The organism is Phreatobacter aquiterrae, from assembly GCF_053471285.1.
The window spans coordinates 84,528-103,097 of the sequence record NZ_JBJPHW010000011.1 but is presented as its reverse complement, the minus strand read 5'-3'; the positions used below and the strand labels follow the sequence as shown (position 1 = coordinate 103,097).

The 18,570-nt window shown below is 68.6% G+C and carries 16 protein-coding genes; 4 read left to right on the top strand and 12 right to left on the bottom strand.

What is annotated here, in order from left to right; translation table 11 throughout:
- Positions 1–98 precede the first annotated feature (98 nt).
- Together glmM and ACJ4V0_RS16820 are read right to left on the bottom strand one after the other, a co-directional pair.
- Positions 99–1,445 (bottom strand): phosphoglucosamine mutase, encoded by a 1,347-nt coding sequence (glmM, locus tag ACJ4V0_RS16825; protein WP_448300753.1) that lies wholly within the window; start codon positions 1,443–1,445, stop codon positions 99–101.
- Positions 1,446–1,593: 148 nt separating this feature from the next.
- Positions 1,594–1,842, bottom strand: coding sequence for a DUF3297 family protein (locus ACJ4V0_RS16820; protein WP_448300752.1), 249 nt, complete (start codon positions 1,840–1,842; stop codon positions 1,594–1,596).
- 175 nt (positions 1,843–2,017) lie between these two features.
- On the opposite strand from ACJ4V0_RS16820, the gene ACJ4V0_RS16815 reads away from it, so the two are divergent.
- Positions 2,018–2,452, top strand: coding sequence for a hypothetical protein (locus ACJ4V0_RS16815; protein WP_448300751.1), 435 nt, complete (start codon positions 2,018–2,020; stop codon positions 2,450–2,452).
- A gap of 387 nt (positions 2,453–2,839) precedes the next feature.
- Positions 2,840–3,202, top strand: a complete 363-nt coding sequence (locus ACJ4V0_RS16810; protein ID WP_448300750.1) for a hypothetical protein — start codon at positions 2,840–2,842, stop codon at positions 3,200–3,202.
- A 19-nt stretch (positions 3,203–3,221) separates the two neighbouring features.
- On the opposite strand, the gene ACJ4V0_RS16805 is transcribed toward ACJ4V0_RS16810, so the two are convergent.
- Entirely contained in the window at positions 3,222–3,941 is a 720-nt protein-coding gene (locus tag ACJ4V0_RS16805) for a phosphatase PAP2 family protein (protein ID WP_448300749.1), read from the bottom strand.
- 159 nt (positions 3,942–4,100) lie between these two features.
- Here ACJ4V0_RS16805 and ACJ4V0_RS16800 point away from each other — a divergent pair, with 159 nt between their 5' ends.
- Together ACJ4V0_RS16800 and ACJ4V0_RS16795 are read left to right on the top strand one after the other, a co-directional pair.
- A complete protein-coding gene (locus tag ACJ4V0_RS16800; RefSeq protein WP_448300748.1) occupies positions 4,101–4,379 on the top strand; it encodes a hypothetical protein in 279 nt (92 codons plus the stop codon).
- A gap of 186 nt (positions 4,380–4,565) precedes the next feature.
- The gene (locus ACJ4V0_RS16795) at positions 4,566–5,735 is read left to right on the top strand and encodes a GGDEF domain-containing protein (protein ID WP_448300747.1); all 1,170 of its coding nucleotides are present in this window, start codon (positions 4,566–4,568) and stop codon (positions 5,733–5,735) included.
- Here ACJ4V0_RS16795 and ACJ4V0_RS16790 read toward each other — a convergent pair whose 3' ends face one another.
- The 9 genes from ACJ4V0_RS16790 to tolB form a co-directional block, all read right to left on the bottom strand.
- The gene (locus ACJ4V0_RS16790; protein ID WP_448300746.1) at positions 5,736–6,746 is read right to left on the bottom strand and encodes an aldo/keto reductase; all 1,011 of its coding nucleotides are present in this window, start codon (positions 6,744–6,746) and stop codon (positions 5,736–5,738) included.
- A 98-nt stretch (positions 6,747–6,844) separates the two neighbouring features.
- On the bottom strand, positions 6,845–9,676 hold the full coding sequence (locus tag ACJ4V0_RS16785; protein WP_448300822.1) for an EAL domain-containing protein: 2,832 nt from the start codon (positions 9,674–9,676) through the stop codon (positions 6,845–6,847).
- Between the two features lie 383 nt (positions 9,677–10,059).
- On the bottom strand, positions 10,060–11,979 hold the full coding sequence (gene ftsH, locus ACJ4V0_RS16780) for an ATP-dependent zinc metalloprotease FtsH (RefSeq protein WP_448300745.1): 1,920 nt from the start codon (positions 11,977–11,979) through the stop codon (positions 10,060–10,062).
- Positions 11,980–12,170: 191 nt separating this feature from the next.
- Positions 12,171–13,214 (bottom strand): tRNA lysidine(34) synthetase TilS, encoded by a 1,044-nt coding sequence (gene tilS, locus ACJ4V0_RS16775; protein ID WP_448300744.1) that lies wholly within the window; start codon positions 13,212–13,214, stop codon positions 12,171–12,173.
- The gene (gene ybgF / locus ACJ4V0_RS16770) at positions 13,201–14,196 is read right to left on the bottom strand and encodes a tol-pal system protein YbgF (protein ID WP_448300743.1); all 996 of its coding nucleotides are present in this window, start codon (positions 14,194–14,196) and stop codon (positions 13,201–13,203) included. Before ybgF ends, tilS begins: the two co-directional genes overlap by 14 nt.
- Before the next feature lie 127 nt (positions 14,197–14,323).
- Complete coding sequence (gene pal / locus ACJ4V0_RS16765; protein ID WP_448300821.1) at positions 14,324–14,821, bottom strand: peptidoglycan-associated lipoprotein Pal; 498 nt, start codon at positions 14,819–14,821, stop codon at positions 14,324–14,326.
- Between the two features lie 405 nt (positions 14,822–15,226).
- On the bottom strand, positions 15,227–16,579 hold the full coding sequence (locus tag ACJ4V0_RS16760; RefSeq protein WP_448300742.1) for an MATE family efflux transporter: 1,353 nt from the start codon (positions 16,577–16,579) through the stop codon (positions 15,227–15,229).
- A 34-nt stretch (positions 16,580–16,613) separates the two neighbouring features.
- Positions 16,614–17,063 carry a MarR family winged helix-turn-helix transcriptional regulator gene (locus tag ACJ4V0_RS16755; RefSeq protein ID WP_448300741.1) on the bottom strand — a complete coding sequence of 150 codons (450 nt, stop codon included), beginning with the start codon at positions 17,061–17,063 and terminating at the stop codon, positions 16,614–16,616.
- 129 nt (positions 17,064–17,192) lie between these two features.
- Positions 17,193–18,512, bottom strand: coding sequence for a Tol-Pal system beta propeller repeat protein TolB (gene tolB / locus ACJ4V0_RS16750; protein WP_448300740.1), 1,320 nt, complete (start codon positions 18,510–18,512; stop codon positions 17,193–17,195).
- Positions 18,513–18,570: the final 58 nt, after the last annotated feature.

Genomic DNA, 18,570 nt, shown 5'->3' with positions numbered 1-18,570 from the left:
CGCAGAGATTGCTTAAAGCGCGCTTAACCCTAACGAACAGGGTTAGCGGCTGATGAAGGCCGGACCCGTCGGCACGTTGACTGGGAGAGGCTCTGGCGTCAGGCCGCCGCCTTGGCCACCGCCGCGACGATCTGGTCGACGACGGTCTCAACGAGATCCCGGTCGTCGCCCTCCGCCATCACGCGGATAACCGGCTCGGTGCCGGACGGACGGATGACCAGGCGCCCATGCTGGCCGAGCTTCAGCTTGGCATCGTCGATGGCGGTGACGACGCTGGAGGCCTCCAGCGGCTTGCCGCCCTTGAAGCGCACGTTCTTGAGGATCTGCGGCAGGGGCTCGAAGCGGTGGCAGACCTCGGAGACGGGCTTGCCCATCTTCAGAACGACGGCCAGCACCTGCAGCGCTGCGACGAGGCCGTCTCCCGTGGTCGAGAAATCGGACAGGATGATGTGGCCGGACTGCTCGCCGCCGACATTGAAGCCGTGCTCGCGCATATGCTCCAGCACATAACGATCGCCGACGGGCGTGCGGGCGAGTTGCAGGCCGAGGCCGGTCAGAAAGCGCTCCAGCCCAAGGTTGGACATCACCGTGGCGACGATTCCGGGTTGGGAAAGACGCCCGTCCTCGAGCCAGGACTGGGCGACGACCGCCATCAGCTGGTCGCCATCGACCACGTGACCCTTCTCGTCGACGATCAGCACGCGGTCGGCGTCGCCGTCGAGCGCGATGCCGATATCGGCGCGCATCTCGCGCACCTTCTCCACCAGCGTCTCTGGGTGGGTGGAACCGCAGGCATCGTTGATGTTGAACCCGTCCGGCTTGTCGCCGATCGTCACGACCTCCGCGCCGAGCTCCCACAGGGCCGCCGGCGCCACCTTGTAACCGGCGCCATTGGCGCAATCGACGACGACGCGCAGGCCCGCCAGGTCGAGATTGCGCGGCAGGGTGCGCTTGGCGAACTCGATGTAGCGGGCCTGGGCGTCGTCGATGCGCTTGGCGCGGCCGAGGAGGCGCGAGGAGGCGAGCTGACGCGCCAGGTCCTGGTCGAGCAGCGCCTCGATCTCGCGCTCGACCTCGTCGGAGAGCTTGTAGCCGTCGGGGGCGAAGAGCTTGATGCCGTTGTCGTCGAAGGGATTGTGCGAGGCGGAGATCATGACGCCGAGATCGGCGCGCATGGAGCGCGTCAGCATGGCGACGGCGGGCGTAGGCATCGGACCGACCAGCAGCACGTCCATGCCGACCGAGGTGAAGCCGGCGACCAGAGCGTTCTCGATCATGTAGCCGGAGAGCCGCGTGTCCTTGCCGATCATGACGCGGTGCCGATGCTCGCCGCGCTGGAAGGCGATGCCGGCCGCCTGCCCTATCTTCATGGCGAACTCGGGCGTCACCGGAAAGGCGTTGGCGCGGCCACGAATGCCATCGGTGCCGAAATACTTGCGGGGCATGGGCGGGATCTCGCGCGGCTTCAGGACGGCTTGCGATACGATTCGAGGGCGGAACCCTCCCGATGCCTTATAGGCGGGGGCGCAGCCATTGTCCTGAAGGCGGGTTCAAAATTGGTGTGCGACTGTGACAGGCGGCGCCGCCCGGCCGTCAGTCCTTGAAATAGGGCTCCACCGTGCCGGTGAGCTTGATCGTCAGCGGATTGCCGTGACGGTCCTTGGCATGGCCGGCAACCACCCGGACCCAGCCCTCCGACACGCAGTATTCCTCGACATTGGTCTTCTCGACGCCCTTGAAGCGGATGCCGACCTCCCGCGACAGCACAGCCTCGTCATAGAACGGGCTCGACGGATCGGTCGAAAGGCGGTCGGGCAGAGCGGTGGGCGGCGTATCCGTCATGTCGGGTCTCCTCGGGCCGGCCGCAGCCGGAACAGGAAGCGACTGATAGACGCCCCCCGGTGCCCTGCCAATACCGGGGTCCGCCAGACCTTCGGCGCGAAGAACCGGAACCGGCGGCCTCACCGGGCGTTCGATGAACAAGGGGGAGACAACAGTCGAACCAAAGGAGACACCCATGGATCGCAGATCCCTTATCCTGGCCGCTCTGGGCGGCGTCGCCGCCGCAGCGGCCGTCGCACCGTCGGCCTTCGCTGGCGCAAATCCCGGCATCACGCTGGGAGGGGCTCAGAGCGCTCTCGCCGGCCCCGTTGAAATGCAGCGACCGGGTGGTGGCGGACGGCGGGGTGGCGGATCCCGTGGCGGGGGCGGCGGGCGCGCCTTCCGAGGCGGCGGCGGGGGCCGGCAGTTCCGCGGCGGTGGCTTCCGCGGCGGCCAGCCTTTCGCCCGCCGGGGCTACTATGGCGGTCCGCGCTACTACGGTGGCCCGCGGTACTACGGTGGTCCGGCCTACGGCTACCGTCCCTATCGCCGCTGCTGGATCAACCGTTGGGGCCAGCGCGTGTGCCCGCGGCCCTTTGCGCCGGTCGTGCCCTTCCCCTTCTTCTGGTAGCGCCAGCACATTTCGTGGAAGCCCGGCCCCACGGCCGGGCTTTTTCGCTGGGACACGCTGCTGGAAGCCGGATGCAGGGTCCATCTCCTCGAATATTCGCGCGTTGCAATGCAGCATTCATCTGGGATTTGGCACGGAAGCCACCCGTTAAATTGCCCTAGGTCAAAGCAATCAACGTGGTAATATCTCTAGGGTGCGGCATCGACACTGAGGAGGATGACACCATGGATCGTCGATTATTTCTGATGGCTCTTGCAGGTGGCGCGGCCGCAGCGGCATCCGTTGCATCGACCGCTGCCGAAGCGGCCCCGGCGATGTCGGGGGCTTCCGATCTGGATGCCGTGCGCGGCGCCCTGACGGGCAGTGACGCCGTCGAGATGCAGCGCGGTGGACGCGGCGGCGGAGGTCGCGGCGGCGGAGGTCGCGGCGGCGGAGGTCGCGGAGGCGGCGGTGGAGGTCGCGGCGGCGGGTTCCGCGGCGGTGGCTTCCGCGGCGGTGGCGGCGGGTTCCGCGGTGGCGGTGGCGGCGGTTTCCGTCGTGGCGGATATCGACGCGGCTGGGGAGGCCCGGGCTGGGGTCCTGGCTTCGCACCGCGGCGGCGTTGCTGGATCAACCAGTGGGGCCAGTTGGTTTGCCGTCGGCGTCCCATCTACTGGTGATATGATCGGCTCTCCGAGACATGCGAAACCCGGCCTCGTGGCCGGGTTTTTCTTTGATCGTCCGACCGTCCCGCAAGCAGGCAAGATCTGATCCCTTTGATCACAAGGCCTCAGCCGCGATCGGAAACCTTCTCGATCTGGCCCCGCCGCTGCATCCAGAGCGCCACCAGCCAGCAGAACAGCGACCATGCTGCGCCGAGGCACCAGCCGGCGAGAACGTCCGTCGGCCAGTGCACGCCGAGATAGACCCGGCTGATGCCGATGAGCACGGTCATGACGACGGCCACCGCCAGGAAGAAGGCATGGACCCGCCGCGGCGCCTCCAGCCGCGTCAGGAGAGCGCCGATCGTCAGGTAGGTAACCGCCGAGAGCATGGCATGGCCGCTCGGAAAGCTGGCGGTGAGCTCGATCGGCGCATTCGGCACCAGATCGGGCCGCGGCCGGTCGAACAGCGCCTTGAGCGCCTGGCTGATGACCGTACCGCCGGCTACCGCGACGAAGACGAACAGCGCTCCCCCCGGCTTGCCCACGAGCAGCAGATACAGGCTGGCGCACAGCGTGATCAGGCTCAGCACAGCGATGCCGCCGAGCGCGGTGATGTCACGCATGACGCCGGGCAGCCACGAAGGGCCAGGCGCGACCTCGGGCGCCGCCGGGTCGCGGAAGTGCATCAGCAGCGCCCGGTCGAAGGCTTCGGTCTCGCCCTCCACGACGATGTCCGCGAGCCTCAGGAACGCAAGGATGCCGCCCGCGACTACGGCAAGGGCCACGATCAGACCGGCTTCGTCGCGCAACAGGCGGATGAAGCGCGAACCAGGGGGCAAGGACATAAAGGCCATGCCGAAGACATGGAGCAAGGCGCTGCCCGGAGCAAGACGCCACGCGGACGTCGCCGCGCCCGGAAATGAAGAACCTTCGCGGGCGGGGGAACCGGACGCGGGGTCGGCGCATTACCCGAAGGCCCATCACGTGAACAAGGAGGAAGCGACATGGATCGCAGGCTTTTTCTGACGGCGCTGGCAGGCGGCTTCGCCGCTACCGCGACATTCGGCCTCAGCGCTGCTCAAGCCTCGCCCGCCCAGCCGGCAACCTCGGCAGAACTGACCGGCGTGCGCGCCGCTCTCTCGCCGGCCGCCCCGGCAGACGGTGATGTGATCGAAATGCAGCGCCGCCGCATGCGTCGCGGCCCGCGCCGCCGTTGGGTTCGCCCGCGCCGCCGCCGTTGCTGGATCAATCGTCGCGGGCTCCGCGTGTGCCGCTGGTACTGACCTGAGGTCCATGCGACCCGACGGAGAGCGGACCGGCTGCCCCCTCGGCCGGTCCGCTTCTCCGTCGGTGGCGTTCCGCAAGGCGATACAACCGACTCACGTCCCTTAACGAAGCCTCAAAGGTCTGCGGCGAGACTGGCCAACGTCCCGAGCGGATATTCCGCGGGCGGGCGTCCACGGAAGCCGATGGAATTCCTTCACCCCCGCACGTTGCTTCTGTCCGTCGTGGCGATCAGCACGACGACGGGGCTTCTGCTGCTCCTCTCGTCTCGCCAGAACCGCGAGGAGCGGGGCCTCGTCTATTGGGGTGTCGCCAATCTTTTCGGCGCCTTCGGCTGCGTGCTGCTGGGGCTGAGGAACTGGGCGCCGGACCGGGTGACAATCGATCTCGCCAACGCGGCCATCCTGCTCGGCTACGCCCTCAACTTCGCCGGCACGCGGCGGTTCTGTCACCAGAAACTGAATTTCGCCTGGGTGCTGACACCCTCGGTCGTCTGGCTGACCCTGTGCCAGTGGCCTGCATTCAATGACAGTGTCGAATGGCGGCTGATCTTCGTGTCCGCGGTGGTCGTGGCGACCTCGCTCGGCACCGCGGTGACCCTGTTGGGCCTGAAAGGCGAGAATCTCGTTTCCCGCTATCCGGCGATCGGCTGGCACCTGTTCCACGTCGCCGTCTATCTGGTCCGAATGGTGCCGCCCCTGACCAGCACCGTTCCGGCGAGCAACGAGATCACCGCCTCGCCGTTGATCACGATCATCATGTTCGAGGCGCTGATCCACATCACGCTGATCTCGTTCCTGCAGCTGTCGTTGACCAAGGACCGCGCCGAGGACCGCTATCGCCGCGCTGCCGAGACGGACGTGCTGACCGGCCAGCCGAACCGGCGCGCCTTCATGCAGACGGCGGAAAAAATCGTCGCCCGCCAGGACTGCTGGCCGGCCTGCATGGTTCTCATCGACGTCGACCGCTTCAAGACCATCAACGACACCGTGGGCCATGCCGGCGGCGACGCCGTTCTGGTGGCGGTCGCAAACGCGATCCGCGGGCACCTGCGGCCGGACGACACGTTCGGCCGTCTCGGCGGCGAGGAGTTCGGCTGCCTGCTGCCCAACACGACCCTGCAGGCGGCCATGGTGGTGGCGGAGGGCCTGCGCGCCCGCATCGCCGGGCTCGACATCCGCGCCGCCGGCGAAACGGTGCGCGTCTCGGTCTCCATCGGCGTCTCGAGCATCGCCGGCGGAAAGCCCGACCTCGACCATCTCATCGACCGCGCCGACGCCTGCCTCTACGAGGCCAAGCGCACCGGCCGCAACCGGGTGGTCGCGCGCGAGGACGGGCTCCGGCTGGCTGGGTGATTACCCGCCGCGCGGCACCCTGCCCTCCAGCGGATAAGCCGGGTCGGTATAGCCCGGCGTCGAGGGATGGCCCGCAGGGACGAGCCGGTCGACCAGCGCCTCGTCCGCCTTGGTGAAGGCGTAGCCCGGAGCGCCGAGATAATCCTCGAACTGTTCCATCGTGCGAGGCCCGGCGATGGCCGCCGTGACGAAGGCGTTGTTCAGCACCCAGGCGGTGGCGAACTGTCCCGGCGTGATGCTGCGCTTTTCCGCATGGGCCTTCAACTTCTGGGCGATGACGAGCGATTCCTTGCGCCACTCGGTCTGCAGCATGCGGGCATCCGCGCGCCCCGCGCGCGAGCCCTCGGGCGGCGGCGCCTTGGGGTCGTACTTGCCGGAGAGGATGCCGCGGGCGAGCGGCGAATAGGGCACGACGCCGAGGCCGTAGAAGCCGCAGGCCGGCAGGTGCTCCACCTCCGGCATGCGGTTCATGGCGTTGTAGTAGGGCTGGCTGACCACCGGACGGTCGATGCCCATGCGGTCGGCGAGATTGCAGATTTCGGCGACGCGCCAGGAGCGGTGGTTGGAGACGCCGTAGGCGCGGATCTTGCCCTGACGGATGAGGTCGCCGAGGGCGCGCACCGTCTCCTCCAGCGGCGTCTCGTGGTCTTCCTTGTGCAGGTAGTAGATGTCGATGACGTCGGTCCCGAGCCGCTTGAGCGAAGCCTCCACCGCCCGCATCATGTAGAGGCGCGACAGGCCGCGGTCGTTCGGGCCGGGGCCGGTCGGATTGGCGAGCTTGGTCGCCAGCACCCAGTGCGCTCGGTCCGCCTTGATGGCGCGGCCGGTGATCTCCTCGGAGCGGCCCTCGGTATAGACGTCCGCCGTGTCGATGAAGTTGACGCCGGCATCCTTCGCGCGGGCGATGATGCGCGCGGAGTCCTTCTCCGTCGTCGCCCCGCCGAACATCATGGTGCCGAGGCAGATCGGCGAGACCTTGATTCCGGACCGGCCGAGATTGCGGGGGGTCATGGGGCGCTCCCTGGTTCTGGTTGGGCACAGTAGGCCGCGACACCGGGGAAAAGGAAAGCACCGCCCCTGCATGCGAGGTGTTGCGAAAGGCGCAGTCGTCAGGCCGCCTGGGCCAGCGCCGCCTTGAGGAGCTTGGTCGCCTGGTCGGCGGTCATCGGCTCGCCGAAGGCGAAGCCCTGCGCATAGTCGCAACCGAGCTGGTAGAGCTCGACCGCATCGGTGTCGCTCTCCGCCCCTTCCGCCACCACCTCCATGCCGAGGTCCTGGCCGAGCGCGATGATGGTGCGCAGGATGACAGGACGGACGCCACGCTGGTCGGCGCGCACGAAGCTCTTGTCGATCTTGATGGTGTCGAAGGGGAAGCGCTGCAGATAGGCGAGCGAGGAATAGCCCGTGCCGAAATCGTCCAGCGACAGGCCCGCGCCGAGTTCGCGGATGCGATGCAGCATCTGCGCCGCATATTCCGGGTTCTCCATCACCAGGCTTTCGGTCAGTTCCAGCTTCAGCGAGCCGCGGGCGACGGTGGAGCGGGCCAGCACGCCCTTGATGTCCTGCAGCAGGTCGTGCCGCAGCAACTGCCGGCTCGACACGTTGACCGCCGTGAACAGCGGCGGGTCGAGCGGCATCAGCGCCTGCCAGTTGGCGAGTTGCCGGGCGGCGCGGTCCATGACGAAGAGGCCGAGCTCGACGATCAGGCCGGTCTCCTCGGCGATGGCGATGAACTCGGCCGGCGGCAGGCGGCCGAGGCGGGGATGGTCCCAGCGCACCAGGGCCTCGAAGCCGGCGAGCGTCCGGTCGGAGAGGCGCACCACGGGCTGGTAGACGATGGCGATCTCGCCGCGCTCCAGCGCCCGCCTGAGGTCGCTCTCCAGCGCCAGGCGGTCGCTCTTGTGGGCGCGCAGTGCCGGCTTGAACACCTCGATCCGGTCACCGCCGAGGCGCTTGGCGTGATAGGCGGCAAGCTCGGCATCCTTCAGGAGGTCTTCCCGCTTGCGCTGCGTACCGTCGGCAAGGGCGATGCCGATGGAGCCGGTGAGGAAGATCTCGCGCTCGCCGAAGGCGATGGGCGCCCTCAGGGCCTTGCGGATCGTTTCGGCAAAGCCCGTGATGCGCTCGGGCGCGCGCTCGGAGACGAGGATGATGCCGAACTGGTCGCCGTTCAGGCGCGCCAGCGTGTCCTGCGGCTTCAGGAGGCGCGACAGGCGGCGCGAAACGGTCAGCAGGATTGAATCGCCGACCGATATGCCGACCGAGTCGTTCACCTGCTTGAACCGGTCGATGTCGAGGACCAGAACTGTCGGGCGGCGCTGCTCGTCGCCCTGCGCGTTCATCAGCGAGGCCTCGAGCCGGTCGAGGAAGAGCTCGCGGTTCGGCAGGCCGGTAAGGTTGTCGTGGACGGCATCATGCAGCAGCCGCTCCTCCGACGCCTTGAACTCGGTGATGTCGGCCAGCGTGCCGACCAGCCTGACGACCTCGCCGTCGGTGCCGACCACCGGCCGCGCCCGCAGCATGATCCAGACGAAGTGTCCGTCGGCGGCGCGCAGCCGGAACTCGTCAACGACCCGGCCGCGGCGATGCTCGACGACCGTGTCGAAGATCGACCGGATCCGGTCGCGGTCGGACGGGTGCAGCGCCTCGACGAACTTGGTGGCGGCCCCCTCCAGCGCGCCGCGCTTCATGCCGAGCTGCGCCTCCAGCTCCGGGCTGACCCAGATCCTGTTGGCGATGACGTCCCAGTCGAAAATGATGTCGCCCGCCCCCGTCAGCGCCAGCGCCTTGCGCTCGGTGTCGGAGACAAGGCCCTTCGGCACGCCCGAGCCGGAGAAGGCGTGCTGCATCACGGTGAAGCCGATGAGCATGACGAGCAGCACCAGCGCGCCGAGCATGGCGGGCGCGGCGATCTCGTTGTTCAGGCGGCCGGACACCATGAGGAGCGCCGCCCCCGACCAGATCATGAACAGCGCCCAGGTCGGCAGGAGGTTGATGGCGCGGTCGTAGCGCAGGAACGACAGATAGACGAGGATCACCGTGCCGAGGATCGTCACGGCGCCGATGCCGAGCCGCGCGACGCCGGCGGCGATCGGCGGGTCGAACCAGGCGACGGTGACCATGCCGCCGGCGAAGGCGAGCCAGACCGCCATCAGCACCGTGTAGCGCACGTGCCAGCGGTTGAGGTCGAGATAGGCGAAGAGGAAGATCATCAGCGTCGCGGAGAGGATCGCCTCCGCCACCGCGCGCCAGAAGGCGACAGCCTCCGGAGAGAGCTCCATCACCCGCGTCCAGAAGCCGAAATCGAGCGCCAGCGTCGCCAGCACCGCCCAGGCGAGCAGCGCCGCCGCCGGGAACATCAACGAGCCCTTCACCACGAACAGGATGGTCAGGAACAGCGCCAGCAGCCCGGCGATGCCGAGGATGATGCCGCGATAAAGCGTGAAGGAGTTCTCGCGGTCCTTAAAGGCGTCCGGCTGCCATAGCGTGATCTGCGGGATGCGCGGGTCGCGCAGTTCGGCGACGAAGGTGACGGTGGTGCCGGGATCGAGCGTGACGAGAAAGACGTCCTGGTCCACCGCCGTCTGGCGCTCGGGGCGGAAGCCCTGACTCGGCGTCAGCGCGACGACGCGCTGGGAGCCGAGATCGGGCCTGAGGAGACCGGAGCGGATGAGCCGGTAATGCGGCACGACGACCAGCCGGTCCACCTGCTCGTCGGTGGCGTTGGCCAGCGTGAACACCGCCCAGACGGGGCTGGAATCGGTGCGGGTCTGGCGAACCTCCATGCGCCGCACGATGCCGTCGCTGCCCGGCGCCGTCGGCACCGATACGCGGTCGCCGTCCCCCTGTACGAAGGTCACGGCGCGGCCGAGATTGATGGCCGGAGAGGTCGCCGTCACCGCCACGGGATCGGCGGCCTGCGCCCGGTCGCCCGGCGCCATGACGCCGAGCACCAGCGGGAGAAGCAGGGTCAGCAGATGGAGAATGAAACGGAGCTTCCGCACGGGGGACCGGTGACGCCTGGCACTGAGCACTGGTGTTGCAACAGGCGTCACGCCATGAGCCCCGCTTGTGGCGCCAATGCGGCGCTCGTTCTTCGCATGTCCCCGTGACTTAGCCGGGCGACGCGGCCGGGAGCAAGGGTAGCCCGGCGATTTCGCCCGTCAGTCCAGCGATTTCGCGTCGCGTCAGGTCTCGGCGCCGATGGCGGCGCCGGCCAGCAGGTGGGAAGGCGGCGCGAGGTCGGCGGCTCACCTCATGGCCCCTCAAAGCAGAAAGGCGGGCCTCGCGACCCGCCTCTTGCGAAACTTCATTGCCCGCTGCTTCACGCCTGCGGCTGCGGCTCCAGGCCGTCGTCGTTGGCCGGGCGACGACCCTTGCCGGCGGTCGGCACGGCCGAATGGCGCGGCTGGTTCTTGTCCGGCTCGGCGTCGCGCACCGGCGGCTTGCCGGCCAGCAGGTCCTTGATCTCGTCGCCCGACAGCGTCTCGTATTCGAGCAGCGCTTCCGCCACCTTGATGAACTGCTCGTGGTTCTCGGTGAGGATCTGCTTGGCAACCTCATAGCCTTCCTGCACGAGGCGCTTCACTTCCTTGTCGATCATCTGGGCGGTCGATTCGGAGATGTTCTGCTGACGGCCCATCGACATGCCGAGGAAGACCTCTTCCTGGTTGTCGCCATAGGCGACCATGCCGAGTTCCTCGGAGAAGCCCATGCGGGTGACCATGGCGCGCGCCATCTTGGTCGCCTGGTCGATGTCGCCGACGGCGCCGGAGGTGACGTTCTCCTTGCCGAAGGTGATTTCCTCCGCCACGCGCCCGCCCATGGCGACCGCGAGGTGCGAGGTGTACTCCTTGTACTTCATCGAGTAGCGGTCGCCCTCGGGCAGGAACTTCACCATGCCCAGAGCGCGTCCGCGCGGGATGATCGTCGCCTTGTGGACGGGAAGACCCGCCGGCACGTTGAGGCCGACGACCGCGTGGCCCGCCTCGTGATAGGCGGTCAGCTTCTTCTCTTCCTCGCTCATGGCCATGGACCGGCGCTCGGCGCCCATCATGACCTTGTCCTTGGCGTCCTCGAGGTCCGCCATGGTGACCATGCGCTTGCCGCGGCGGGCCGCCAGCAGGGCGCTCTCGTTGACGAGGTTCATCAGGTCCGCGCCGGAGAAACCGGGCGTGCCGCGGGCGATGATCTTGAGATCGACGTCCGGCGCCAGCGGCACCTTGCGGGCATGGACCTTGAGGATCTTCTCGCGGCCGTTCACGTCCGGATTCGGCACCACGATCTGGCGATCGAAGCGGCCGGGACGCAGCAGCGCCGGGTCGAGGACATCGGGGCGGTTGGTCGCCGCGATGATGATGACGCCCTCGTTCGGCTCGAAGCCGTCCATCTCGACGAGGAGCTGGTTCAACGTCTGCTCGCGCTCGTCATTGCCCCCGCCGAGGCCGGCGCCGCGATGGCGTCCGACCGCGTCGATCTCGTCGATGAAGATGATGCAGGGGGCGTTCTTCTTCGCCTGCTCGAACATGTCGCGGACGCGGCTGGCGCCGACGCCGACGAACATCTCGACGAAGTCCGAACCCGAAATAGTGAAGAACGGCACATTGGCTTCGCCGGCCACCGCCTTGGCGGTCAGCGTCTTGCCGGTACCGGGCGGGCCGACGAGCAGCACGCCGCGCGGGATGCGGCCGCCGAGCCGCTGGAACTTCTGCGGGTCGCGCAGGAACTCCACGATCTCCTGCAGGTCCTGCTTGGCCTCGTCGATGCCGGCGACGTCGTCGAAGGTGACGCGGCCGTGCGCCTCGGTCAGCAGCTTCGCCTTGGACTTGCCGAAGCCCATGGCCTTGCCGCCGGCGCCCTGGATCTGGCGCGACATGAAGATCCACAGGCCGATCAGCAGCAGAACCGGGAACCACTGGGCCAGCAGCGCCACGAACCACGGCACCTGCTCGCCCGGCGCGCGCGCCTGAACCTGGACGCCCTTTTCGACGAGGCGCTGGGTGAGGCCCGGGAACGGCGGGGCATAGGTCTGGAAGGTGCGCCCGTCGGTGTAGTGGCCGGTCAGTTCGGGACCCTGGATCGTGACGTCGCGCACCCGGCCGGCATCGGCCTCGGCGAGGAACTGCGAGAAGGGCAGGTCCGACGACCCGGCCCTTTGCTGCGGGCTCTGGAACAGCGTGAACAGCGCCAGCAACAGCAGGACGATGATCACCCACAGGGCGAGGTTGCGGAAATTGGAGTTCATCGCGTGTCCATCCCCAGGGTATCGCCGCGCGCGAGACGCCGAAATGGCGTCGCAGCCATGCTCATGCTCGTTGCGTCATGCGGCATAACCCGTACCGACCCAATGTAGGAGCGCCGCAGGGTCTTGCCAAGGAGCAGACGGAAACTCCGCGGTTGGCATGGTGACAACCGCACGGCGCGGTCAATTGTTTCCTAGTCCGGATTACGGCCGGACTGGCGCGGCGGCTCCCGCGCCACAATGACGCGCCCGTCCGCCGTCACGCTGATCAGCGCCCCCTGAAGGGTGTGGCGCAGGGATTCTCCTCCGGCGATCGCCATCAGAACAGCTCCCGCGAGCCCCTCCACCGCCTCCAGCCGCTCGCGGGCTCCCTCCGGCGACACCTCGGAAAGAACCCTGGACAGAAGCTGCTGGATCACGGCGAAGGGCTCGTTGAGCCAGGCGCTTCCGTCCAGAACGATCGTGCCGGGCACGATGGACGGGCGACGGCAGTTGTCCAATACGCCGCCCACCTGATGCGCCAGGGCCTCGTCCAGCATCCGCATCCTACCCGCGAGGATCGCCAGCCTCTGGGCATCGAGCCCCTCCCCGGCGAGCAGCGGCATCAGCCTGCGGATCCGGACGCGGGTATAGCGATCGTCGGCGTTGGACGGGTCGGCGACAGGTTCGAGCCCGGCCGCCGCGGCCGTGGCCGCGAGGCGCGTCTGCGGCACCCAGAGGAACGGCCGCAGGATGGCGATGCCGTGGCGTTCGCTCGTCGCCGCCATGCCCTTGAGGCCGAGCGGTCCCGACCCTCGAATGAGGCGCATCAGCACGGTTTCGGCCTGATCCTCGCGGTGATGGGCGGTGGCGATGGCGGTGGCGCCTGTGGCGCGGGCATGGTCGGCGAGCAGGCGGTAGCGCGCCTCGCGCGCCGCGTCCTGCAGGCCGGCGGCGGGTTTCTCCCCCACCCAGCGCAGGGTGGTGGCGGGCAGGTCGAGGCGCGCGGCGGCATCCATCACCATCGCGCATTCCCCGGCCGCTTCCGGCCTGAGACCATGATCGACACTCGCTACGGAGAGGGTCGGCCCCGCTTCGGTCAAGGAGCGCCAGCGGGCAAAGGCCGCCAGCATGCCGCAGGAATCGGGACCGCCGGAGACTGCGAGAAGGATGGCCGGCTGGTGGGAGAAGGGATCGAGAAGGTCGCGGACCTCGTCGTCGGCGAGGGGCTCTGCCGACTCGGCCTCAGCAGCTGGCACGACGCTGCTCGCTCACCACGGCCTGCTTGGTCGACGCGTTGGCGTTGGGGAACTTGCGGTTGAACTCAGCATAGGCGGCGCAGGCGGCCTCGCGCTCGCCGAGCGCATTCAGGGACTGGCCGAGACGCAGCAGGCTCGACGGCGCGCGACCGGCGCGCGGATAGTCGGTCGACACCTTGAGGAACTGTTCGGCTGCCTCGCGATACTGACGGCGCTGGTACATGGTCTCGCCGAGCTGGTGGGTGGCATCGCCCACCAGGCGGTCGCGCGGATGGTTCTGCAGGAAGCCGCGCAGTGCGATCTCGGCCTGCTCGTAGTCGCGGCGGGTGATGAAGGCGACGGCCGCATTGTATTCGTCGCGCGGCGTGGTTGCGATGACCGGCTGGGTACCCGTGCTGCCGGTCGAGGCGACGGCCCCCGGGATTCCGGAACGCGGCGCGCCAGGCTCCAGGGTCGGGTCGGCCACGGCGCGGCCGGCGAGCTGGCCGAGGTCGAGCGGCTGGGTGGCGCCGCTGCCCGGAGAACCTTGCGGGACAGCACCCTGGGCGACGCGCGGCGGCGCCGCATTGGCGCCGGGCGGCAGCGCGCCGAGATCGCGCGGCGCACCGGGAGCGGCCTGCTGTTCGGCGGGATCGAAGACGTCGCTGCGCCGCTGGGGCGGCGGCTGCTGCGGCGCCTGGGGACGCGCCGGCTGGGCCGGCCGCGCACCGCCGCGGGCGTTCTCCAGCTCATTGAGGCGGAACTCGATGTCCGCCTGCATGCGGCGCTGCTGGTCCTCCATCTGGCGGACGCGGAACTGCGACTGCTCGAGCTGGCCGTTGAGCGAGCGGACCTGCGCTTCCAGCCGCTGGATCCGGTCCATCAGATCGGCGGCGGTCTGCGCCCGCGCCGGCCATGCGGTCGCGGCAAACAGGCCGGCGGTCAGCGCCAGCGCCGCCACCGTCTCCAGCCGCAACCATGTCCTGATCGCCTTGCCGACCATGTTCTTCGTCCTTCAGCCCTTGTCTGTGGCAGTTCATGCGCCGAATTGGGCGAGAGTTCGGCTCATTTCAAGCAAAAACGGCGCCCGGTTGACCGGGCGCCGCGCATGGCATGCCGGGTCTGCGGGATCAGGAGCCGGCGCCGCCGGACAGCACCGTGACCGAGCGGCGGTTCTGCGACCAGCAGGAGATGTCGTTGCACACCGCCACCGGGCGCTCCTTGCCGTAGGAGATCGTGCGGATGCGGGCCGAGGAGATGCCGCGCGCCGACAGATAGTCACGCACCGTCTGGGCGCGGCGGGCGCCGAGGGCGATGTTGTACTCGCGGGTGCCGCGCTCGTCCGCATGGCCCTCGATGGTGAAGGAGTAGCGGTTGTACTGGTTCAGCCAGACCGACTGCTTGTCGAGGGTGGCGCGGGCCTGGGGCGTCAGCTCGGAGGAATCGGTCTCGAAGAAGACGCGATCGCCGACGTTGACGACGAAGTCCTGGGCGCTGCCCGGGGTGGCGGCGCCGGCGCCGCCGGCTCCCGCCTGGGTGGTCGGGTTTTGGGCGCAGGCGCCGAGAGCGAGCCCGAAGGCCACGATGGCAGCAAGCTTGAAGTTGCGGCCCAGAGCCATGGTCAGCATGATGGTCTCCTTGACCTGAAACATGATCGAACCTGTATCAGGAAGTCGGTTAAGCGAACCTTCCGGGACAGGGTGAACTTTGACCGGACCCGGTCACCAGATTGGCATCCACACGCGACGTTCAGGTTCTTATCCTGTTGAATTGTTTTATGTTTACGCGATTGGTCGGGCGGTGAGGCGTTAAGTCCTCGCCGCCCGACCAATCGCCGGAATGGTCAACCATTGGTAAATGGAAACCCTTCCGCCGGCCACCCGCCCGGTGAGGGGCAACAGCACCCCTCCCGCATCGCGGCGGAGCGTGACGAGACTGTGGCAAGCGGGTGGCGCTGGCGAGGAGCCTCACCTGCAGCGGCAGGTGGTTCCGACCTGTGCCCAAATTGCAACAGCGCCGTGCTGCGTGGCGCTTCAGCGCCCCCATCGGGTCAACCGGATCGCCGCCACCGAGGCGAGTCCGTAGACGACCATGGCGAAGCCCACCAGCGCGAACATGGTCCAGGCCGGCTGCCCGGTCGACGCCAGCCACCAGCCGCCGATCGCGATCACCACCAGCCGCGCCGTTCCCGCCAGCACCGGCCCGAAGACCCGCCCGGCCCCTTGCGCCGCGAAATAGAGGCAGAGGCCGAGGCCATAGAAGCCGAAGGCCGGTCCCGCCCAGACAAGATAGGAGCGGGCGGACTCGATCACCGCCGGGTCTGACGTGAAAAGCCGTGCCCAGGCCTCCGGCATGAGCCAGCCGGCGAGGCCAACGGAGCCGGTGACGGCGAAGGCCATGAGGCCGCCGGTCCAGGCGGCGCGGCGCGCGCGCGGCGCATTGCCGGCGCCGATCGCCATGCCGACCATGGGGACGAGCGAAACACCGATGGCGAAGGTCACCGGGATCAGCAGAAATTCGAGCCGCGAGCCGATGCCGTAGCCGGCCAGCGCCTCGTCGCCGAAACGGGCGACCAGCCGCGTGAGGATCAGGACGGTCAGCACCGACTGGAACGACGACATCATCGCCACCGTGCCGACCTTCAGGATGTCGGCGGCATGGTCCCAGCGCGGCGCAAAGCCGGAGAGGGGCAGGACGAAGCGACCCTTGCCTGACCGCAGAAAGCGCAGCAGCCACAGCGCCCCAATCCCGTAGGCGACCCCCTGCCCGAGGCCGACGCCCACCATGCCGAGGCGCGGCAATGGACCTATCCCGAGCCCAAGTCCGCCCCCGACCACGATCTGGATGGCCGCCACGGCGAGCAGCGTCGAGGACGGCACGGCCATGTTGCCCATGCCGCGCACGACGGAGGCGAGCAGGTTGCACAGCCAGATGGCCAGCGCCCCGGCGAAGACGACGTTGGAGTAGATCAGCGCCTGGCCGAGCGCCGCGCCCTGTCCGCCGAGCAGACGGTAGATGGAGGGACCCGCCAGCAGGAAGAGCACGGTCATGCCGATGCCGCCGGCAAGGCCGATAAGAACCGTGTGGTAGGCGAGCGACCGCGCCCGCTCGACATCCCCTGCCCCAAGCGCCCGGCTGACAGCCGAGGACACCCCGCCGCCCATGGCGCCGGCCGACATCATCTGTTGCAGCATGACCATGGGAAAGACCAGCGCCATGCCGGCGAGCGCCGCCGTGCCGAGAAGCCCGACATAGGCGGTCTCGGCAATGGCGACGGCCGCTGTCGCCACCATCGCCATCATGTTGGGGGTCGACAGCCGGAGGATCGTCGCGACGATCGGCGCGGTCAGGATCGGATTGCCGCTGGGCGCGGTGCTCGGGGTCATGCGATCCGGTCTGGGCTGCAGGGGATGAGGACAGTCATCGCGGCTGAAGCCGCATCAGTGTGTGGTCGAGACGGGTGACGAGATCGGCGCTCTCGGCATGTCCCAATGCGAGCTGGACTTCCGCCTGCGCCGCCTCCCATCCGGGCCGGGCCGCCTTCAGAGCGGCGAGACCCTCGGGCGTCAGCGACACGCGGCGCGTCCGCCGGTCGTCCGGATCGGGGGCGAGGCGCAGGAGCCCGCGTCGTTCGAGCGGCTTCAGCCCGCGCGTCAGCGACGTCGGGTCCATCACCATCCGGTCGGCGAGCTGGCCGATGGACAGGTCCGGCTCTCCCCTCACCTGCGCCAGGAGCCCGAACTGGGTGATGGTCAGGTCGAAGGGCTGGAGATGCCGGTCATAGATCTGTGACACCCGCCGGGCGGCCCGCCGAACGCGGCCGCAGATGCAGGGCAGCGTGGCGGCTGCGGGGTCGGGCGGTTCGATCATGGCCTTACATTTAGCTGCATATGCAGCTAATGGCAAAGAATGCCACGCCTGCGCGGAGGGCATGGATCGTCGGGATCAGGGATCGGTGAGGAAAGCCGGCGCGCCGCCTTGCGCGGCGACGGCCTGGCCTCAGCGCAGCGTCGGGCTCCAGGCCGGGTCGGAGGCGAAGCTCGGCGTCGGAACGACGTTCTCGGCCCGGGCGAAGATATCAGCCTGGAACAGCTTCGGCCCGGCGCCCTGCTCGCGGAAGAACATGACGAACAGGCCGTTGGGCGAGAAGGTCGGACCCTCGTTGTGGAAGCCCGAGGTGATGATGCGCTCGCCCGAGCCGTCCGGCTTGATGACGCCGATGGCGAACTGTCCGCCGCCCTGGCGGGTGAAGGCGATGTAGTCGCCGCGCGGCGACCAGACCGGCGTCGAATAGCGGCCCTGGCCGAAGGAGATGCGGTTGGCGCCACCGCCGCCGGCGCTCATCACGTAGAGCTGCTGGCCGCCGCCGCGGTCGCTCTCGAAGACGATCTGGCTGCCGTCCGGCGAATAGGACGGCGAGGTGTCGATGGCGGCGCCATCGGTCAGGCGCACCGCGGCGCGCGACCGCAGGTCCAGCGAATAGAGCGAGGAGCCGGAGCCCTGCTGCAGCGACAGGACGATGCGCTGGCCGTCTGGCGAGAAACGCGGCGAGAAGGTCATGCCGGGGAAGTTGCCGACCTGCTCGCGCTGGCCGGACTCGATGTTGAGGAGATAGACGCGCGGCTCGCCGCCGGCATAGGCCATGTAGGTGATGTCCTGGCTCGACGGCGAGAAACGCGGCGTCAGCACCAGATCGCCGCCGCGGGTCAGGTAGCGCACATTGGCGCCGTCCTGGTCCATGATGGCGAGACGCTTCTGCCGACGGTCCTTCGGACCGGTCTCGTCGACGAAGACGATGCGCGTATCGAAATGGCCCTTCTCGCCCGTCACCCGCTCGAAGATCTGGTCGGAGACGAGATGAGCGATGCGCCGCCAGTTGGCCTCCTGGGTGGCGAACTGCTGGCCGTGGAGCTGGCCGCCCTGGGCGACGTCCCACAGGCGGAACTCGACGCGCGAGCGGCCGTCCGCGCCCCGTCCGGCGCGGCCGGTGACGACGGCGGCGGCGCCAAGCTGGCGGAATTGGGCGAAATTCGGCGGCTGGTCGGGATCGAGCGTCGCATTGCCGTAGGCCTGCTTCTCGATGATGCGGAAGAAGCCCGAACGGCGCAGGTTGTTCTCGATCACGCCGGAGATGTTGCGGCCCATGTCGCCCTCGCCGCCGAGATTCGGCACGACGATGGGGAAGGGCTGGACCTGGCCGCGGCGGATGTCGATGACCGGCGGCGCGCCCTGCGCCAGCGACCAGGGCGAGAACAGGCTCGTCCCGGCGATGGCTGAGCCGGCGGAGAGGATGGTGCGGCGGTTCACAAGAAGGGTCATGGGTCCGGTCTCTTGAGGCCTTCAGATGGCGCTAGCAGGGCGGTTCGTCGAGAGCATG